The organism is Floridaenema fluviatile BLCC-F154, from assembly GCF_041929135.1.
Taxonomy (GTDB): Bacteria; Cyanobacteriota; Cyanobacteriia; order Cyanobacteriales; family Aerosakkonemataceae; genus Floridanema; species Floridanema fluviatile.
This window is the reverse complement of record NZ_JBHFNS010000039.1, coordinates 1-14,712: the sequence shown is the minus strand read 5'-3', so window position 1 is coordinate 14,712 and position 14,712 is coordinate 1. Positions and strand designations below refer to the sequence as shown.

The following is a 14,712-nucleotide window of genomic DNA, read 5'->3' as shown; positions in this document are numbered from 1 at the left end:
CGTTGTTGCGCATAAGCGCGCATTAAATTTGCGCAGAAGCCCAACAAACTACCAGCTAAAAAAATAGAAAAAAAAAGCAAAAATACCATGCAAATTAAATGTTTAAAATAAAACCCAAACTTACACTTCCCTGGGAAATCTTGCTTTATTTTTTAATTTTTTTCCCTGGTAGGTTGTGGCGCTCCCCCCCAAAATTAACGCGCCCGCACGCCCAACAACGTACTTTTTTATTCGGGTAATTCGCCAAATCTTTCCCGATATCTAGCTAATAATTCTTCTGCTTGTCTTGACCTTTCTTCTGCTGTTAAATAGCGATCGCCTTGTTCATCGTTTAGCTTGCTTAATTTCACTAAAAGTTGGTTTTTTATCCCTGAGTGGTGAGGTGCGTCGTAACTTGAAATTTTCTCAGAAACTTGAGGCTTTCTGTCTGACGCACCCTACAGTTTTTACAGGTTGCTACCAAGAATTTAAAGCTCTTAGTTGGGGCATTTTTTTCAATTGATGGGCTTCCATGCGGCGCAAAACATCGTCTAAAATTGTTACTGTTTCGTTGATAAATGGGCCTTTATTTAACATGACACATTCGGCTCTTTCTCCCATTGCCGCATCAGTCATTTCGGCGCGAGAAGGAATGCCTGTTTTGGCGAGATTTTCTAATACTTGGGTTGCCCAAATTACGGGAATGTGGGCAGATTGACATAACCAAAGGATTTCTTCTTGCATTTCTGCTAAGCGTTGATAACCAATTTCTACGGCTAAATCTCCTCTAGCAATCATTACTCCTAATGGTTGTTTTCCTGCTGCTTGCACCATGATTTCTGGGAGGTTACGAATGGCTTCTTTGGTTTCAATTTTGGCGACAATGGCGATTTTTCTGGGGGTGTTTTCGAGACGTTTTTGAATTTCGGTTTGTAACAATGCCACGTCTGCTGCTGTTTGGACGAAGGAATAACCGATGATGTCAGCATGAAGGGCGACAAAATCTAAATCTCGGAAATCTTTTTCAGTTAATGGACACAGTTGAATTACTGTTTCTGGAAAATTCAATCCTTTTTCTGGACGAAGTTTTTCTCCTTTAGTACGGGTGTGTGTGACTTCTAAAAGTGCGCCTTCGGAAGTGAGAGAAATTACTTTTGTACCTACATGACCATCATCGATCCAAATGGGATCATTTACTTGCAGCTGGTCTAATATTTCGGGGAAACTACAATTGGTGCGGAAGGGAATTGTGGGGTCTGTTGTTTGGGGGGAGTTGCGGGTTAAAAGTAAGCGATCGCCAACAATCATCCGACTTTTTCCATCGGGCGAAACTACCTCTAATGTGCGAGGTTTTGGCCCTGCTAAATCCATGAATACTTTACAATTTTTCCCGGTTTTTTCGGAGGCAAGTCGGACATTTTTAATAATTGCTTCCCAAACTTCAGGGTTATCATGGGCGCAGTTAATTCGGAAGCAGTCAGAACCGCATTCTACTAGTTGTAAAACTAAGGTAAAATCTTCTGCTGCTTGATTGGGTAATGTCACCATGATTCTGCCTTGGCGATCGGCAGAAGCTTTGCCAAAAACTGCTTCTACTTCTTTTTGTAAAAGGCGATCGCCCCGGAAAAAAGCCCGCAAAGGACGACGACCTGGTAAACTATTAGGGTCAGCATTAACTAGTTCCCCTAAAGTTGTAATTACGGCATCTAAATTGGGTAAAACTCTCGATTCACTGCGACCTAAAGATGATAATCCCCAAGGTACAAGTGCGGTTTGAATTGGTCGTAAATCATGATGACGGAGTGCTAAATAATAAGCTAAATTCAAAGCACTTAATAAGAAAGATTTTCTCTGAATTGAAGGTCGCCAGCGTTGAAAAAGTTCCTGTCCTTCTTGGTAAACACTTTGACGTAAATCTTGCAGTGCTTTTAGTAGATGATGCGGATCTGATAAATTAAAATTGTTCAGATTGGTGGGAGATGCAACTAATGTTTGCATAACTCTGTTTTCTCTATAAATCTATTATTAGGATTGCATGATTTTCGGGTGGAGGAGCAAAATCTTAGAGATAATTAATGAGTTGTGCGATCGGTCAAATTAATTATTATGCTATGAGGCGATCGTATTTATGTAGCATAATAAAATTAAGAATAGGTTAAGAGTTACTTGGTAAGACCAGATATTAACGCAAGTGGCTAGTTATGAGTTTATGCGTTTTCGCTCCCCCTAAATCCCCCTTAAAAAGGGAGACTTTGAATCCGGTTTCAGCAAGCGTATCAGATATAAAATATAATGAATAAATTATTCATATTCATACCTGAAAACTGATTTGGAGGAGCAATGAAAGCAATTAAAGTTATGGCTACTATCAATGAAGAGGGGCAAATTACTTTAGATCGCCCTATTATCACAGATAAAAATAGTCGCGTTGAAGTAATTGTCCTAATTCCAGAAGCAGAAGAAATAAATGAGGACGATCGATACAAAGAAGAAATTATAGCAGATTTCCGTCAAGCTTGGCAGGAAGCAATGACCGGACAAACTATTCCTGTCGCCCAACTTTGGGAAGGTATTGATAATGTCTGATCTACCTTTTATTCAAAGTCTCACTGCTGAACAAGAACGTTTTATTCAAAGTAAGTTGCAAGCTGGGAAATACCGATCGGCTCAAGAAATCCTAGAAATTGCTTTGCGATTGTTGGATGAATACGATCGCGCCGATACTGCCTGGACTGAAGATGTGCGAGAAAAAATTGATGCCGCAATCTCAGTTTCAGATCAAACACCACCCATTGACGGCGAAACTTTTGTCAGCCAAGTTCTAGAACGGTTCCAACAAGCACGTCAGACACTTGTATGCAACACTGAAGTATAAGACCACTTAGCATTTGGCCCAACTTTGAGAACCATAGCTTCGGGAGTAAACATTTCCCAATATGGTAAACCAGAATCATCTTCAATTTCTGGAATAAGTATCAATTCATATCCATTAGAAAAACCCATATTAAAACCTAATTCTGGAGTGGGGACAAACCAACTAATGTGATTATTTTCGATCGCTTTAACCTTTCCCCTAATACTTTCCGCATCTTCTTCAGAATTAGCGATCGTTTCCCCTTCTGATTTAAGTTGCCAAGGATTTCCTCTCGTACCTACTATCCACTCACCTTTTTGTTTACCAGCCATCGATTTTTGTGAGTAAGGAATCTTCGATCCAATATGAAGGCTTAATTCATCTCCATAACTTAGGGTTGCTTTCCAGCAGATTTGCAAAAAAACCTTCATTGTAATCTCTGCTATTTCCCTTATATCTGTTAATTTGGTTACTTCACGAACTAAATTAGGAGTCATAATTTTAATTGCAATTAGCTATGTCTTTTTTCTTACCTACTTTAGTTTTGTGCTTATTATATCGTTTCCACTTTATCGAAAACTACTGGATTCATGCCTCCAATTTTTTAACATAAGCTGGACATGGCGTAAGCGTATTGAGCAAAGATCGATCTGCTGTCCAAAATTCAGCCGATTCTAATTCGGCAACTGCTAAAAAAGCTGCATCATAGAGAGTTGCTAGGGAGAACTGTTCGGCAATTTCATAAGTTTTTGTGTGGATGCGATCGCTATCCAGATAATCAATAGGCATTTGGCAAAAATCATCATAAAATCCCGCTGCTTCTGCTGCGGTAATAACTCCCAACCTAACTTTTTTTCGTAATACTGAGCCTACTTCTGTCCAAGCAAATGCAGGTGCGACTAAACGCTCATTTGATGTTAATAAGGGAGCGATTAAATTTCTCGCTTGGGGTTGTAATGTTTCCGGTAAAAGATAAGGAATCCAAACGCTGGTGTCGATACATTTAGTCACGCCGTCCCTCATCTGTTCGTAGCTGACGAATCAATTCTACTGAACTTGGTTGAATGCCTGTTTTGGCTTCTACTTGGGCACTTCGAGCTACAATCCGCTGATGTGCTGCTAGACTGCGCCTTCTTTTTACTTCGCGTGCGATCGCATCAACCACCATCTCATTAAAAGACTCTCCACCTCCGCGAAATTGTCTTGCTTGCTCCAACAAATCGCTAGGAATGCGAATAGTTATAGCTTCTTTTTCCATAGTTATAATTTATGCTATTACTTTATGATATCATGTTTTGTAACCGCATTTTGATTTAAAGTAAAAAACTGGGAAACTTTCAAAGTTATGAGCCAGATTCAAGGCTTAAGTTTTGTCGAAGCGCAAACGGAAAACATTAGAGAAATTATTGGCATTCATAATGCTAATGTTCGAGGTCAGAATCTCTCACCTAATGCTGGTTTTCTCTTAGCTAAAACTACGGAAATTTAACCCACATGATACACTTAAAATTAGATTGCTAGTTACAGGCGTAAAGTCAGCATGAACCCAGAGTTAACAAAGGTTTTTGAGCTAACCCTCTCGGAAAAATTACAACTTGTCGAAGATTTATGGGACAGTATTGCCTCAGTTCCCGATCGAATTCCTGTACTTGACTGGCAAAAAGAAGAACTGGCGAAGAGAAAAGCAAGGTATTTGCAAAATCCTGGTTCTGGCAGTTTATGGGAAGCAGCTAAGGAAGAAATTCGTAGCAAAGATTATGGTGCTTAGAAATCTAATTATTCTGCCAGAAGTGGAACTTCACGCCTGCTTTCTTCTTGAGATATGATAGAGACGACTTCTAGAAAGTTTTTGTATTTAAATGAGTATCAGTCTCACTGCTGAACAAGAACGTTTTATTCAAAGTAAGTTGCAAGCTGGGAAATACCGATCGGCTCAAGAAATCCTAGAAATTGCTTTGCGATTGTTGGATGAATACGATCGCGCCGATACTGCCTGGACTGAAGATGTCCGAGAAAAAATTGATGCCGCAATCTCAGTTTCAGATCAAACACCACCCATTGACGGCGAAACTTTTGTCAGCCAAGTTCTAGAACGGTTCCAACAAGCACGTCAGACACAAAAATGAGCCGTTATGTTATCAACATTCTCGCTAGCGAAGATCTTAACGCGATCGCTGACTATTTTGCGGAAAACAATCTAGAAGCAGGGGAGCGATTTTTCCGGGAATTTAACCGCAAGTGTCAACAACTTGTTGCTTTCCCAAATAGCGGAAAAGCTACGCACAAATTCGTCCAGACCTTCGCGGATTGTCCCTTGAAGGTTATATTATTTTTTACAGAGTCCTGAGTGATGGTATTGAGATTTTGCGAGTTGTGAGTGGTCGTCGTAACTTTTCGTCTCTTTTTGAAGAGTCAAACTAAATCGCGTTTAGGTCTTAACACTTTTCTTGAATGCCGTAGGCTATACGCACCCTACAAGAGAGGATCAAAAACTAAACTTGCTTGCTGAAATGGTTGACATTGTATAGATTGTCCTTGAGTCACTATTTCTTGTTCGTCTACGGAAGCATTTTGCAAAGATGCACCATGTATTGTTAACTGCACATTTGCATAAGGGAAGGGATAATTTCCTTCTTGTTTCCAGGTTAGTTGTAAATGTTGTTCATGGCGAATTAAATGGAATCGATCGATCCGAAAATCACCATATCCATCGCCAGCATCACTATAAATAAAACCTTCACTTTCACCAGATTTAGGCAGATAAAGATGGAGAATTAATAAATCGTTCTCTTCCATTGGTAAAATACTACCTTCCCTAACTAATACGGGAATCTTTTCTAAAGGTGCTTCTAACTGATAGGAATTTCCACTTTCGAGAAAGGTATCATCCCAGAAATGATACCAATTTCCTGAAGGTAAGGAAACAGTTTGCGATCGCACTCCATCCTGCAACACTGGAAAAATCAACAACGACTCACCCAAATAAAAACCATCTTCTCGATCCCAAAATAGCGGATCTTTCCAGTCATACCAAAACAAAGGGCGAACGGGAGGATAACCTTTTTGTGCAGTTTCCCAAGCTAAAGTATAAAAGTATGGCATTAATTGATAGCGTAATTCGAGAAAATGGCGAATAATACTTAAATAAGGTTCGCCAAAACTCCAAGGGGCGCGAGGTTCCACACTGGTAGAACTGTGAGTACGGCAAAATGTGAAAAAGCTTGCCATTTGAAACCAACGCACATACAATTCTGGGGTAGGATTACCTAAAAAACCACCGATATCTGGCCCACTGTAGGCAATTCCTGATAATCCTAAACCAAGTACAGTTGCTATTGTCTGTCTTAGTGCTTCCCAAGTTGAAACAATATCTCCTGTCCAAGTCCAAGCATACCGCTGTAGTCCAGCCCAGCCCGATCGCGATACAATAAACGGACGCTGATTTGGGCGAGATTCACGAATCCCTTCAAATGCAGCTTCAGCTTCTAGTAAACCATAAACATTGTGCGCTTCTCGATGATCGCCTCCTCGCCCTTCTAAGCAATGTTGCGCTACTTTTGGCATAGTTGGATCGCCCCAAGTGACAAATAATGCGGGCTCACTCATATCATTCCAAAATCCAGCAATGCCAACATTAAGTAAGTAGGCAAATTGATGACTCCACCAAGCACGAACTGTGGGATTTGTAAAGTCAGGAAATACTGTTCTACCTGCCCATACTGGTGCTACAACTAATTCTCCATTAGGATAAGTACAAAAAGCTTCTAAAACTTGCCCTTCGAGAAATAAATTGCTGTGACGACTATGTTTAATCCCTGGATTATTGATAGCAACGCATTTAATATCTAGTGCTGCTAGTTCTTGAATGAAACTTCTTAAATGAGGGAAACGTTTGGGATCGATCGTAAATGCACGATGTCCAACTTGACAATCAATATCCAGGTGAATTGCACTAATGGGAATGTTATGATTTTGAAATGAGTTGATTTCTTGGCGCACATTTCTTTCTGTGCGATAACCCCAACGTGATTGATGATAACCTAATGTCCATTTTGCCGGAAGTGGTGCTTTTCCTGTTAGTTGAGTGTAGCGTTCTAATAATTTTTGGGGCTCACCAAGGGCGAAATAATAGCGAAGTGCGCCATCTGCAAATTTAGCGATCGCATCTTCCCCAAAAGTAAACTCACCCCGAAATGTATTTTCATAAAAAACTAAATAACTTCCCAAATTGTGCAATCCTAAATAAACCGGAATGCAAATGTACATCGGATCGACACCAGGGCGATAAATATTACCCGGATCGTAATTCCAAATCTGGTAGGTTTTGCCAGTTCTCAGATTAAATTTAGCAGCCCGTTCTCCTAATCCATAAATGTGTTCTTCTGCTGGTAATTTCGCTTGATGCGTCCATTGTTGATTATCCCATTGCGGGGGTAATTCCGATCGGATAATTTCCCCTTTGGCATTAGAAAAGGTGAGGCTACCTGCAACTCCAACTTCAATATTTAAAGTGTTGCTGCTAATTGTCCAATTGTCGCCTGTTTCTGCTAGTTTAGTATCGACTTTTTCCCATTCATTATAAGCGATCGCATAAGGAATTGGAGGCAGATTGGGCGACCAATTTACCCTGACAAAATCAGGCGTGAGAAAATCTATATTAAGCTCAACTTCCTCAAAATAAAAGTGAACACCGCGATCTGTAGCTGTTGCTTGTAATAATTTTCCGGGTTTGATTAATGATTGTGATTTAGGTTGAGAGATGTATTGACGCTCTAGGCGATCGCGTTGTATAGAATACAAAAATGCTTGGGGTACATATTGCAAAAAAAACAGCGACTTCAGGACAAATTTTAGATTCAGCGATAGCCGACGAACAAACCCCATAATTCTGATTTTATGGCGAGACAACAACACTTTATCCCAGACTAATCAAGGGATTGCGTTACTACTTCCCCTGGAAGAACTAACCTGATTTTCTATCTTTGGAGGGGTTAATTTATGAATGCGATCGTCTAATAAAAAAAGGAGTAATTAAGTTAATTTTTGTTAATGACGGAGCTTCCGCAAATTAGTAAAAGGAGCAGTGATGCAATTCTCCTCATATAGATTAACGATTGCTGATATTGTAGCGGCATTTGGGCGCAGACCACGTTACATTGTTGGTCTTGATTCTGCAACAATGGCAGTGGAAGCATTGGGTAATTATCTCAATGGCAAAGATTTACCAGAAGGAGGGATTTTTCCGTCACTAAAAGCTGTGGGAGGAGAAGTATTTAGCCAACTTCCTGATAATTTTGTCGCTACAGCATCTACTTGGGCGGGATGGATGAACGCTGCACCTGCGAGTGTGGTAGACAAGGTAAGAGCAGAAACTATGTCTCGTTGGGCACTCAGTCAGTATCCTCGACGACGCTATCCAGCGGTGATGATTGGCTCTACTAACGGTGCTGCGGTACATTTGGGGGCGGCGCTGGGTATTCCTTGGTTGCCACAAACGCTACTTTTGTGTTTGCAACACGCCAGCGACTCCGATCCCGACGATCCAACAGGAGTAATCGAGTGGGGAAAAGGGCTCGCACAAAGGTTACTCCGCAACAATCCTGAGCTTTGGGTTTATCAAATGCACGATCCGAATCAAGATCGGGTGAAAGTCCCTCGCGTGGCGTATTTTCGGATGAAGCGAACTCGTTTAGGGGAGAGATACAAGCTGTTTTTGCGGGAGAATTTAGCGCCTGGGGGAACGATTTTTTTGGTAGAGTGTCAGTACAGTTGGCTGATGACTCAAATTGCCGATCGCCACGTCTTCCAGTTTGGTGGTACAGGTTTTCTCTCTCCCGAAGAGTACTTAAATCCTACTCAGCAAGTTGCCGATTTTCTCAAACGCCAGGGATCTAAGCATGAATATTGGCAACCACCCGCTCCCGATGGTAGATTTCCTGAATCAGAGTGGGGTTTTGATGCTGCTTTGCGGGAAAATACGGAAGATTTTGCCCGTCAGCATGGATATCGGGTGCAACGGATTATCTTTAATTTTCCCCAAGATCTTAGTCCGTTGGTAGCGGATTTATATAGATGGTGGTATCAAGAACGTGGGATGAAGAGCGATCGATTATTTAGCGAATCTTTTGTTTATTTGCAACCTTGGTGGACACTAAGATTAGGGTCAGTACCTTATTGGACAGTGTTTAATGATAAACGTTCGGCTAACGAACTCGATCGCTATTTAGATACTACTAAGCCTTACGATGAAATTTACCTGAATCTATTTTCTAATGGAATTGAAGCATTGGGTCAAGCCTCAATTGAACAATGGCGATCGATTCTCGATCGAGCTAATCATCATGGACAATTTGTTGGTGTGGATGAGAAAACTTATCCAGGTGATTTAGCATCATTTACTAGGCATTATCTCGACTTGAAAAAACTTGAAGGAGAATACCCAATTCCAAAACCGCTGACTTTGCCACAACTCGATCGATTTTTAGGGGAAATGGGCGATCGTTATTCCGTAAGTTGGCTCAATTCTTGATCCTTTATATTTGTAGGGTGCGAAGCGTGACAACGTAACGCACCATCCCACTAAATTATAGTTATAATTTCTGTAATTATTTTATGATATCATCTTATTAACCGTATTTTTTCTAGAGCAAAAAACTGGGAAATTATTAAGATTATGAGCCAGATTGAAGGCTTAAGTTTTGTCGAAGCCCAACCGGAAAATATAGGGGCAATTATTAACATCCATAATGCTAATGTTCGAGGTCAGAATCTCTCACCTAATGCTGGTTTTCTCTTAACTAAAACCACCGAAGCAGAGATTGAGCAAAACTTAAGTCAGGGAACCAAGTATTTTGTTGCTGTTAACTTTAGTGGTGAAGTTTTGGGATTCTTGACTTGGGCAAAACCAAAAATCAGTACTGAGTTTTTAAATCAGATTATTTGGCTAGATGAAAGTTGTAAAGATAAAATTCTCAGCGATCGACATCTTTATATTAAAACAGTAGCAACTAAGCCAGATTATCATGGTAAAGGTATTGCTCAGTTTATCTATAAGTCACTATATGAACAGTTTCCTAATTCATTTATTTCGACTTTTATTGTTAGTCAACCTTTGGGGAATGTGCGATCGATCAAATTTCACGAAAAACAAGGTTTTCAGCAAGTAGGCATTTTGCGGAAGGAGAGATTTTTAGATTTAGATAATTATGAGAGTGTTTTAATGTTTAAGGAAATATGAATTTGATTAGTTAGTGGGATAAATTGGGATATGCTGGATGATGAAGAATATATTGTCCGCTTAATTAAACAGGTGATTACAGTTAGTTTAGAAACGGTTAAAATTGTCAAAGGTTTGCCAGATTTAGGATTGCCGAAAGATTAGATAAAATTGCGATCTGAGATCTTGTCCCTGCGCTTTGAGCCCGCCTGCCTTATCAATTCGCAGGCTAATAGCTGAAGTCCATTAAAATGGACTGAAAGCGTTGATTTGGATTATCAATATTTTAGTCCTCTTCAGAGGACTTTAGCTATGAGCCTGGAAATTGATTTCCAGGCGGATGTTGCGACTAGTACAAAATCTGAGTAAAACACCAATGATTAAACCTAATTTATTTGATGTAGTCGAAATGTTGGTTAATGCAAATTTCAATAGCAAATCAATTTACGATCGCAACGAAGCAAGAAAATGATGGTCGTTGGATTGCAGAAATTTTAGAAATACCGGATGTTTTGGTGTATAGTTTAACTGAGCAAGAAGCGATCAAAAAAGTGAAAGCTTTAGCTTTAAAAGTAATTAATAACGAACTCGCAGTAAGTCAGCTAGTTGAATTAAGGAAAAAAATTGCTCAAGGAGAAGAGCAAATTCGTCAAGGAAAGGTTGTTGATGGTGAAGTAGTATTTCAACAGTTACAAGAAAAGCTTGAGCAAATGGAAAAAAGCTAAATAGGCAAAATTTACAAGTTTTGTTAAAGTATTTAGAAAACAATTATGAAACATCCAAGAATTACAGTTAATCCGCAAAAAATGGGAGGAGTTCCTTGTATTCGTAACTTACGCATTCCCGTTGCTACTGTTGTGGGGATGTTTGCCGAAGGAATGAAAGAACAGGAAATTCTAGCAGCATTTCCCAACCTGGAAATCCGGGATATTCAGGAAGCTTTAGATTATGTGAAAGATTCAGGTGAGTTGAATTGCTAAGATATTTGGGAAGTTAAATTAAAAAATTGTTCACTAGAAAACTTCCAGTTTTTTCTCATCTAATCCACCTTCCGGTAAACTGTCAGTAGAAGAATTACGATTAATAAACTCATCTAACAATTTAAAAAAATTATCCAGTGCTTTACTTTCATCTTCTGAATAAAAGAGAATTATGTTAGCCCAAGATTGGCTGGTTTGCACGTTGAATTTTTTTCGTATCCACTCAGGAAATGATCTGAAATCAAGGTCTTCATTAGTTGGCTGTTCTCCCAATTCATATTTAGCCACACTGTAACCCGATAAGAAAGCCTGAAGACAAATAATTGAGTGTCGTCCCAAGTACATAGAAGGAGCTTTCTTTATTTTCTCAATTAGCGTATATAAATTGTGCATTTTCTTCCTCAGTATTTTCTAAATCTATTGCTCAAAATTCCTGTTCTATAATATTGAAATTTCCCAGACCCAGTTCTAAAGTAGGGGAGGTTAAATTTGCTAGCCACTCCTGTCGAGTCACGCCATTAGGATCTATATTATCAAAAACAATTTCCTGCCCGTCAATTGTAATTGATATCCCTTCATGATAGCCGTTAGTAGCAATTTGCTGTTGTCGCCGTAAATCATAAATCACTGCCCAAGGTAAGTCTTGCCTTCCTAAATCGAGCTTGATTTGCTTACCTTGGATGTTTATAAGTATCAAAAATTCTTTGATAGCCTTACTGCATTCAACGCATTGAAAAACTCCATATTGACCAGCAATTTTAGCTATTTGTTGGCGAATTTCATCTAAGCTACTCGAATTTAAGCTCAAAATAGAAAGTTTACTTCCTAAGCATAAGTGAAAGTATATCTCAAAGTAATTAACAGATTTCCACAATTATGAGAGTGTTTTAATGTTTCAAAATAAGTAGTCGGCTACCTTCCTTTCCTTCTCTCCCTGGAGCCTAACCGACTCAAAGACGGCAAATACAACTTTTATATTACGGTTCGCACCAATCACGTAAAGAGTGTAATTGCTTAAAGTATTGATTAGTGGCAGCACCAAGCAGCTACGAAAAAACCTCCCGAAAGGCAACCGTCCTTTAAAGGTTCGGAAACCTCGCCTTCATAATCACCCCGATCGCCGCTGAGTATAGAAAAGAGTTCTGTGTAGTGCAGAACAATATACAAGTTGAACAGAGTAGGTGAAAGGGCTCGGTTGGTGCAGTTAGCAGTGCTGTCTTGCTCTCGATTCTATCTGGTCAATCGAGCCTAGTAAATTTTGTAGTTAGATTGGGAAACCAAACACTCTTATGGCAAAAGTTGTTGGAATTGACTTAGGTACGACTAACTCCTGTGTGGCTGTAATGGAAGGTGGTAAACCCACAGTCATTGCCAACGCAGAGGGTTTTCGGACTACACCTTCGGTTGTAGCTTATGCTAAAAATGGCGATCGCTTAGTCGGACAAATCGCTAAGCGTCAAGCGGTAATGAACCCAGAAAATACGTTCTATTCCGTGAAGCGTTTTATCGGACGTAAATTTGAAGAAATTACTCACGAAGCGACAGAAGTATCCTATAAAGTCCTGCGCGATAACAACGGAAACGTTAAATTAGACTGTCCTGCACAAGGCAAACAATTTGCACCCGAAGAAATCTCCGCACAAGTTCTTCGCAAGCTGGTAGATGACGCAAGCAAATATTTGGGTGAAACAGTTACGCAAGCGGTAATTACCGTACCTGCTTACTTTAACGACTCCCAACGTCAAGCGACTAAAGACGCTGGTAAGATTGCAGGGATTGAAGTTCTGCGGATCATCAACGAACCTACAGCTGCATCCTTAGCTTACGGTTTGGATAAGAAAGCTAACGAAACCATTCTGGTATTTGACTTAGGTGGTGGTACTTTCGACGTTTCCATCCTGGAAATTGGCGATGGTGTGTTTGAAGTGTTGGCGACTTCTGGTGATACTCACCTGGGTGGTGACGACTTCGACAAGAAAATCGTTGATTACTTGGCGGAAAGCTTCAAAAAGGATGAAGGTATCGATCTTCGCAAAGACAAACAAGCTTTGCAACGTCTGACAGAAGCAGCAGAAAAGGCGAAAATTGAATTGTCCAGCGTGACACAAGCGGAAATCAACTTGCCTTTCATCACTGCGACTCAAGATGGGCCGAAACACTTAGAAATGACCCTAACAAGGGCGAAATTTGAGGAACTTTGCTCTGATTTGATCGATCGCAGCCGCATTCCAGTAGAAAACGCGATCCGCGACGCTAAAATTGACAAGTCTGCGATCGATGAAGTAGTACTAGTTGGTGGTTCTACTCGTATCCCCGCCGTGCAAGAAGTGGTGAAACGGGTATTGGGTAAAGAACCTAACCAAAGCGTTAACCCTGATGAAGTGGTAGCAGTTGGTGCTGCTATTCAAGCTGGTGTACTTTCTGGCGATGCAGGTGCTTCTGGTATCTTGTTGCTAGACGTAACTCCGCTGTCTCTGGGTGTAGAAACTCTTGGTGGCGTAATGACCAAGATTATCACTCGCAACACTACTATTCCTACCAAGAAATCGGAAGTATTCTCCACTGCGGTTGATGGACAAACTAACGTAGAAATTCACGTTCTCCAAGGGGAACGGGAAATGTCTACCGATAACAAGAGTTTGGGTACTTTCCGCTTAGATGGTATTCCTCCTGCGCCTCGTGGTGTTCCCCAAATTGAAGTAACTTTCGATATCGATGCTAACGGTATCTTGAATGTAACTGCGAAGGATAGAGGAACTGGTAAAGCTCAATCTATTAGCATCACTGGCGCTTCTACTTTACCGAAAGATGAAGTAGACAAGATGGTGAAACAAGCAGAACAAAATGCTTCTGCTGATAAGGAACGTCGGGAAAGGATCGATCGGAAAAACCAAGCTGATTCTTTAGCATACCAAGCCGAAAAACAACTCACAGAATTGGGTGACAAAGTACCTGCTGCTGACAAGTCTAAACTGGAAGGTTTGATCAAAGACTTGAAGGATGCTGTTGCTAAAGAAGATGACGAACAGATCAAGAAATTGATGCCAGAAGTGCAACAAACTCTGTTCAGCATCGGTAGCAATATCTATCAGCAAGCTGGTGGTGCTGCTCCTGGCGGCGACGGTACTGGTGCTGCTCCTGGTGGCGAAGGTGCTACCGGAACTTCCGGCGGTGGCGATGATGTAATTGATGCTGAATTTTCGGAATCGGAAACTAAGTAATCATTAGTCATTAGTCATGGGAAAAAACAAATGACTGATGACAGTATAGTAGGGTGCGTCAGACATTTAACTGAATTGTTTCCTCAGTAAATTTCTGTTCTGACGCACCCTACAGTTCTATAAATATGAAATTATTCATTGCTAACATTTTCAGTATAGTAGGGTGCGTCAGACATTTAACTGAATTGTTTCCTCAGTAAATTTTTGTTCTGACGCACCCTACAGTTCTACAAATATGAAATTATTCATTGCTAACATTTTCAGTATAGTAGGGTGCGTCAGATATTTAACTGAATTGTTTCCTCAGTAAATTTTTGTTCTGACGCACCCTACAGTTCTATAAGTATGAAATTATTCATTGCTAACATTTTCAGTATAGTAGGGTGCGTCAGACATTTAACTGAATTGTTTCCTCAGTAAATTTTTGTTCTGACGCACCCTACAGTTCTACAAATATGAAAT

18 protein-coding genes and 1 pseudogene are annotated in these 14,712 nt (G+C 40.3%); 11 read left to right on the top strand and 8 right to left on the bottom strand.

The window, feature by feature from the left end; genetic code table 11:
* Window positions 1–227: 227 nt before the first annotated feature.
* Complete coding sequence (locus tag ACE1B6_RS08685) at window positions 228–350, bottom strand: hypothetical protein (RefSeq protein ID WP_413256860.1); 123 nt, start codon at window positions 348–350, stop codon at window positions 228–230.
* Window positions 351–456: 106 nt separating this feature from the next.
* Window positions 457–1,977: a pyruvate kinase gene (locus tag ACE1B6_RS08680; protein WP_413256859.1), complete on the bottom strand. Its 1,521-nt coding sequence runs from the start codon at window positions 1,975–1,977 to the stop codon at window positions 457–459.
* A 342-nt stretch (window positions 1,978–2,319) separates the two neighbouring features.
* Here ACE1B6_RS08680 and ACE1B6_RS08675 point away from each other — a divergent pair, with 342 nt between their 5' ends.
* On the top strand, window positions 2,320–2,565 hold the full coding sequence (locus tag ACE1B6_RS08675; RefSeq protein WP_413256858.1) for a type II toxin-antitoxin system RelN family antitoxin: 246 nt from the start codon (window positions 2,320–2,322) through the stop codon (window positions 2,563–2,565).
* Complete coding sequence (locus tag ACE1B6_RS08670; protein ID WP_413256857.1) at window positions 2,558–2,854, top strand: ribbon-helix-helix domain-containing protein; 297 nt, start codon at window positions 2,558–2,560, stop codon at window positions 2,852–2,854. Before ACE1B6_RS08675 ends, ACE1B6_RS08670 begins: the two co-directional genes overlap by 8 nt.
* Here the strand turns inward: ACE1B6_RS08670 and ACE1B6_RS08665 are convergent.
* The 3 genes from ACE1B6_RS08665 to ACE1B6_RS08655 form a co-directional block, all read right to left on the bottom strand.
* Entirely contained in the window at window positions 2,824–3,330 is a 507-nt protein-coding gene (locus ACE1B6_RS08665; protein WP_413256856.1) for a hypothetical protein, read from the bottom strand. The genes ACE1B6_RS08670 and ACE1B6_RS08665 overlap by 31 nt on opposite strands.
* Before the next feature lie 91 nt (window positions 3,331–3,421).
* Window positions 3,422–3,844 carry a type II toxin-antitoxin system VapC family toxin gene (locus ACE1B6_RS08660; RefSeq protein WP_413256855.1) on the bottom strand — a complete coding sequence of 141 codons (423 nt, stop codon included), beginning with the start codon at window positions 3,842–3,844 and terminating at the stop codon, window positions 3,422–3,424.
* Entirely contained in the window at window positions 3,837–4,091 is a 255-nt protein-coding gene (locus ACE1B6_RS08655) for a YlcI/YnfO family protein (protein WP_413256854.1), read from the bottom strand. The genes ACE1B6_RS08660 and ACE1B6_RS08655 overlap by 8 nt, the downstream gene beginning before the upstream one ends.
* An 87-nt stretch (window positions 4,092–4,178) precedes the next feature.
* Here ACE1B6_RS08655 and ACE1B6_RS08650 point away from each other — a divergent pair, with 87 nt between their 5' ends.
* The 4 genes and pseudogenes from ACE1B6_RS08650 (at window position 4,179) to ACE1B6_RS08635 (ending at window position 5,254) form a co-directional block, all read left to right on the top strand.
* On the top strand, window positions 4,179–4,322 hold the full coding sequence (locus ACE1B6_RS08650; RefSeq protein ID WP_413256853.1) for a hypothetical protein: 144 nt from the start codon (window positions 4,179–4,181) through the stop codon (window positions 4,320–4,322).
* A 51-nt stretch (window positions 4,323–4,373) separates the two neighbouring features.
* On the top strand, window positions 4,374–4,601 hold the full coding sequence (locus tag ACE1B6_RS08645) for an addiction module protein (RefSeq protein WP_413256852.1): 228 nt from the start codon (window positions 4,374–4,376) through the stop codon (window positions 4,599–4,601).
* 91 nt (window positions 4,602–4,692) lie between these two features.
* Complete coding sequence (locus tag ACE1B6_RS08640; protein WP_413256851.1) at window positions 4,693–4,959, top strand: ribbon-helix-helix domain-containing protein; 267 nt, start codon at window positions 4,693–4,695, stop codon at window positions 4,957–4,959.
* Window positions 4,956–5,254: pseudogene (locus ACE1B6_RS08635) on the top strand (type II toxin-antitoxin system RelE/ParE family toxin). Before ACE1B6_RS08640 ends, ACE1B6_RS08635 begins: the two are co-directional and overlap by 4 nt.
* Before the next feature lie 51 nt (window positions 5,255–5,305).
* Here the strand turns inward: ACE1B6_RS08635 and ACE1B6_RS08625 are convergent.
* Window positions 5,306–7,717 (bottom strand): glycoside hydrolase family 31 protein, encoded by a 2,412-nt coding sequence (locus tag ACE1B6_RS08625; RefSeq protein ID WP_413256848.1) that lies wholly within the window; start codon window positions 7,715–7,717, stop codon window positions 5,306–5,308.
* 202 nt (window positions 7,718–7,919) lie between these two features.
* Here ACE1B6_RS08625 and ACE1B6_RS08620 point away from each other — a divergent pair, with 202 nt between their 5' ends.
* The 4 genes from ACE1B6_RS08620 to ACE1B6_RS08605 all read left to right on the top strand — a co-directional run bounded on the left by ACE1B6_RS08620 (window position 7,920) and on the right by ACE1B6_RS08605 (window position 11,029).
* On the top strand, window positions 7,920–9,362 hold the full coding sequence (locus ACE1B6_RS08620; RefSeq protein ID WP_413256847.1) for a hypothetical protein: 1,443 nt from the start codon (window positions 7,920–7,922) through the stop codon (window positions 9,360–9,362).
* 144 nt (window positions 9,363–9,506) lie between these two features.
* A complete protein-coding gene (locus ACE1B6_RS08615) occupies window positions 9,507–10,070 on the top strand; it encodes a GNAT family N-acetyltransferase (RefSeq protein ID WP_413256846.1) in 564 nt (187 codons plus the stop codon).
* Between the two features lie 398 nt (window positions 10,071–10,468).
* Window positions 10,469–10,774: a hypothetical protein gene (locus tag ACE1B6_RS08610; protein ID WP_413256845.1), complete on the top strand. Its 306-nt coding sequence runs from the start codon at window positions 10,469–10,471 to the stop codon at window positions 10,772–10,774.
* A gap of 45 nt (window positions 10,775–10,819) precedes the next feature.
* On the top strand, window positions 10,820–11,029 hold the full coding sequence (locus ACE1B6_RS08605) for a DUF433 domain-containing protein (RefSeq protein WP_413256844.1): 210 nt from the start codon (window positions 10,820–10,822) through the stop codon (window positions 11,027–11,029).
* A gap of 33 nt (window positions 11,030–11,062) precedes the next feature.
* Here the strand turns inward: ACE1B6_RS08605 and ACE1B6_RS08600 are convergent, their stop codons facing one another.
* The gene (locus tag ACE1B6_RS08600) at window positions 11,063–11,422 is read right to left on the bottom strand and encodes a hypothetical protein (RefSeq protein ID WP_413256843.1); all 360 of its coding nucleotides are present in this window, start codon (window positions 11,420–11,422) and stop codon (window positions 11,063–11,065) included.
* A 31-nt stretch (window positions 11,423–11,453) separates the two neighbouring features.
* The gene (locus ACE1B6_RS08595; protein WP_413256842.1) at window positions 11,454–11,837 is read right to left on the bottom strand and encodes a papain fold toxin domain-containing protein; all 384 of its coding nucleotides are present in this window, start codon (window positions 11,835–11,837) and stop codon (window positions 11,454–11,456) included.
* Between the two features lie 481 nt (window positions 11,838–12,318).
* On the opposite strand from ACE1B6_RS08595, the gene dnaK reads away from it, so the two are divergent.
* A complete protein-coding gene (gene dnaK / locus ACE1B6_RS08590) occupies window positions 12,319–14,250 on the top strand; it encodes a molecular chaperone DnaK (RefSeq protein ID WP_413256841.1) in 1,932 nt (643 codons plus the stop codon).
* The last annotated feature ends 462 nt before the right edge of the window (window positions 14,251–14,712 follow it).

What these genes read in the sequence shown, in the direction of transcription:
- ACE1B6_RS08680 (WP_413256859.1), bottom strand. Translation starts at nt 1,977, where the DNA reads ATGCAAACATTAGTTGCATCTCCCACCAATCTGAACAATTTTAATTTA.
- ACE1B6_RS08675 (WP_413256858.1), top strand. Translation starts at nt 2,320, where the DNA reads ATGAAAGCAATTAAAGTTATGGCTACTATCAATGAAGAGGGGCAAATT.
- ACE1B6_RS08670 (WP_413256857.1), top strand. Translation starts at nt 2,558, where the DNA reads ATGTCTGATCTACCTTTTATTCAAAGTCTCACTGCTGAACAAGAACGT.
- ACE1B6_RS08665 (WP_413256856.1), bottom strand. Translation starts at nt 3,330, where the DNA reads ATGACTCCTAATTTAGTTCGTGAAGTAACCAAATTAACAGATATAAGG.
- ACE1B6_RS08655 (WP_413256854.1), bottom strand. Translation starts at nt 4,091, where the DNA reads ATGGAAAAAGAAGCTATAACTATTCGCATTCCTAGCGATTTGTTGGAG.
- ACE1B6_RS08650 (WP_413256853.1), top strand. Translation starts at nt 4,179, where the DNA reads ATGAGCCAGATTCAAGGCTTAAGTTTTGTCGAAGCGCAAACGGAAAAC.
- ACE1B6_RS08645 (WP_413256852.1), top strand. Translation starts at nt 4,374, where the DNA reads ATGAACCCAGAGTTAACAAAGGTTTTTGAGCTAACCCTCTCGGAAAAA.
- ACE1B6_RS08640 (WP_413256851.1), top strand. Translation starts at nt 4,693, where the DNA reads ATGAGTATCAGTCTCACTGCTGAACAAGAACGTTTTATTCAAAGTAAG.
- ACE1B6_RS08625 (WP_413256848.1), bottom strand. Translation starts at nt 7,717, where the DNA reads ATGGGGTTTGTTCGTCGGCTATCGCTGAATCTAAAATTTGTCCTGAAG.
- ACE1B6_RS08620 (WP_413256847.1), top strand. Translation starts at nt 7,920, where the DNA reads ATGCAATTCTCCTCATATAGATTAACGATTGCTGATATTGTAGCGGCA.
- ACE1B6_RS08615 (WP_413256846.1), top strand. Translation starts at nt 9,507, where the DNA reads ATGAGCCAGATTGAAGGCTTAAGTTTTGTCGAAGCCCAACCGGAAAAT.
- ACE1B6_RS08610 (WP_413256845.1), top strand. Translation starts at nt 10,469, where the DNA reads ATGCAAATTTCAATAGCAAATCAATTTACGATCGCAACGAAGCAAGAA.
- ACE1B6_RS08605 (WP_413256844.1), top strand. Translation starts at nt 10,820, where the DNA reads ATGAAACATCCAAGAATTACAGTTAATCCGCAAAAAATGGGAGGAGTT.
- ACE1B6_RS08600 (WP_413256843.1), bottom strand. Translation starts at nt 11,422, where the DNA reads ATGCACAATTTATATACGCTAATTGAGAAAATAAAGAAAGCTCCTTCT.
- dnaK (WP_413256841.1), top strand. Translation starts at nt 12,319, where the DNA reads ATGGCAAAAGTTGTTGGAATTGACTTAGGTACGACTAACTCCTGTGTG.